Raw genomic sequence first — 2,523 nt, 5'->3', positions numbered from 1 at the left:
CCCATGGGGTGGCTCTACCCTCCCGTTTTCCCCGTGACGCCCCCGCCCCACCCCGGTACCCCCTTGCCACGCCAGCCCACCGCCAGCACCCCAGCCCCCACCGGCGACGCCTACGTCGGCGCCCTGCTGCCCTGGTTCGATGGCCACGGCCGGCACGACCTGCCCTGGCAGCATCCGCGCACGCCTTACCGGGTGTGGTTGTCGGAAATCATGCTGCAGCAGACCCAGGTCAGCACGGTCATCCCGTACTTCCTCAAGTTCCTGCAGGTCTTCCCGACCCTGCCCGACCTGGCCGCCGCCAGCAACGATGCGGTCATGGCGCAGTGGGCCGGGCTGGGCTATTACGCCCGTGCCCGCAACCTGCATGCGGCCGCCCAGCACTGCGTGGCACTGCACGACGGCGCGCTGCCCCGCGACGTGGACGCCCTCAATGCCCTGCCGGGGATCGGCCGCAGCACCGCCGCGGCGATCCTGAGCCAGGCCTGGAATGATCGGTTCGCGATCCTCGACGGCAACGTCAAGCGCGTGCTCACCCGCTATCACGGCATCGACGGCTTTCCCGGGCTGCCGAAGGTGGAGAAGGTGCTGTGGGCATTGGCCGAGGCGCACGTGGCACACGTGCCGGACGCGCGCATGGCCGACTACACCCAGGCGCAGATGGATCTCGGTGCCACCGTCTGCACCCGCAGCCGGCCGGCGTGCGTGATCTGCCCGTTGCAGCACGCCTGCGTGGCGCGGCGCGACGGCCGCACCGACCAGCTGCCCACCGCCAAGCCGAGCAAGGTGCTGCCTGAGCGCGAGGCGGTGGCGCTGCTGTTGCGCGATGCGCACGGCCGGGTGCTGCTGCAGAAGCGCCCGGACACCGGTATCTGGGCACAGCTGTGGACGCTGCCCCAGGCCGACAGCGGCATCGCGCTGCAGGACTGGTTCGACGCGCACGTGCACGGCTCGCTGGACGATGCCGAGGCGTTGCCGGTGCTGCAACACACCTTCAGCCACTATCGCCTGCACCTGCAGGTGCTGGCGCAGCGCGTGCAGGGGCTGCGCCACGAGGCCCCCGGCCTGCGCTGGGTAGACGCGGCCACGCTGGCCACGCTCGGCCTGCCCGCCCCGATCCGCACGCTGCTGGACGGCGGTGCCCTCCCGGCCGCCCGGCCCGCCCGCCTTACAATGGCGCGCGCCCTTCCTTCATCCACGTCCGAGTAAGCCCATGCCCCGCACCGTTTTCTGCCAGTACGAACAACGCGACACCGAAGGCCTGGACTTCGTGCCCTACCCCGGCGAGCTGGGCCAGCGCATCTTCAACGGCATCGGCAAGAGCGCCTGGAGCGCCTGGCTGGCGCACCAGACCATGCTGATCAACGAAAACCGGCTGTCCCCGCGCGATCCCAAGCACCGCGCCTTCCTGGAGACGGAGCTGGTGAAATACCTGTTCGACAAGGCCGCCGAGAAGCCGGCCGGGTTCGTCCCCGAGGCGTAAGGCCGCGGCCTGCCGCCGGGCGGCAGGCCCATGCTCACCTGGCCGGGGCCGCCTGCGCCTCTTCGCGCTCCTGCACCTGCGCCTGGCGCAGCTCCTTCTCCGACGAGCGCAGGGCCTTGACGTCGAGCCGGCGGATGCTCTCGATGAAGCACGGCATGTTCATCGGACCGGGCGTGGGGTCGCGCACGAGCACCTTGTCAAAGCGTGCCGACACGCGCCCGACCCGGCTGGTCAAGGCGATCGCCGGCGCGTAATCCAGGCCCTGGCACGGGCCGCGCAGTTCCAGCAGGTAGCCTTCGCTGGGCCGGGTCCACACCGCCAGCGCGCTGTCGCCCAGCTCGGTCCAGCCCGACAGCGAGCCATACAGCGGCATGTCCTGCTGCGGCGGCGCGGCGTGGGCGCGGTAGAGCGCCAACCGCTCATCGCCGCTCAGGCGGCCGGTACTGGCGCAGCCCACCAGGGTCAGGCATAACGCGGCACTTGCGATCAGGGTCTTCATGGCGCCTCCATCCGGGATGAATGCGCCGATGATGCACCTTGTGCGTGAGGCCGGCGACACGGTCGCGCCGGCCATTCAGCGGCCAGCTCAGACCTGGCTGTGGGCCAGGCTGTGCAGGCGCCCTTCGCGCAGCTCCAGCACGCGGTCAAGCTTGCGGGCCAGGCCACGGTCGTGGGTCACCAGCACCAGGCTGGTGTGGTGGGCGCGGTTCAACTCCAGCATCAGCTCGAACACCGTGCTGGCCGTCTTGTCGTCCAGGTTGCCGGTGGGTTCGTCGCCGAGCACGCAGGCCGGGCGATTGACCAGCGCGCGCGCCACCGCGGCCCGCTGGCGTTCGCCGCCGGACAGCTCACCGGGCTTGTGCTCCAGCCGATGGCCCAGCCCGACCGATTCCAGCAGGGCCTGGGCACGGCCCTTGGCGGCGGCCACTTCGTCCCCGCCCAGCAGCACCGGCATCATCACGTTTTCCAGCGCGGTGAACTCGGGCAGCAGGTGGTGGAACTGGTACACAAAGCCCAGCGCGCGGTTGCGCAGCTGGCCGCGC

4 protein-coding genes are annotated in these 2,523 nt (G+C 70.9%); 2 read left to right on the top strand and 2 right to left on the bottom strand.

The window, feature by feature from the left end:
* Positions 1-63 precede the first annotated feature (63 nt).
* Entirely contained in the window at positions 64-1,206 is a 1,143-nt protein-coding gene (mutY, locus tag RSA25_RS19425; protein WP_332810458.1) for an A/G-specific adenine glycosylase, read from the top strand.
* Positions 1,207-1,210: 4 nt separating this feature from the next.
* Complete coding sequence (locus RSA25_RS19420) at positions 1,211-1,480, top strand: oxidative damage protection protein (RefSeq protein ID WP_332810457.1); 270 nt, start codon at positions 1,211-1,213, stop codon at positions 1,478-1,480.
* 34 nt (positions 1,481-1,514) lie between these two features.
* Here RSA25_RS19420 and RSA25_RS19415 read toward each other — a convergent pair whose 3' ends face one another.
* On the bottom strand, positions 1,515-1,979 hold the full coding sequence (locus RSA25_RS19415; RefSeq protein ID WP_332810456.1) for a DUF6491 family protein: 465 nt from the start codon (positions 1,977-1,979) through the stop codon (positions 1,515-1,517).
* Between the two features lie 87 nt (positions 1,980-2,066).
* The coding region (locus RSA25_RS19410; RefSeq protein ID WP_332810455.1) for an ATP-binding cassette domain-containing protein at positions 2,067-2,523 on the bottom strand (457 nt) is incomplete at its 5' end.

Origin of the sequence: Stenotrophomonas sp. (assembly GCF_036662295.1) — a bacterium.
Lineage (GTDB): Bacteria > Pseudomonadota > Gammaproteobacteria > Xanthomonadales > Xanthomonadaceae > Stenotrophomonas.
The sequence above is the reverse complement of the archived record's forward strand: the minus strand, read 5'-3'. Positions and strand labels throughout refer to the sequence as shown.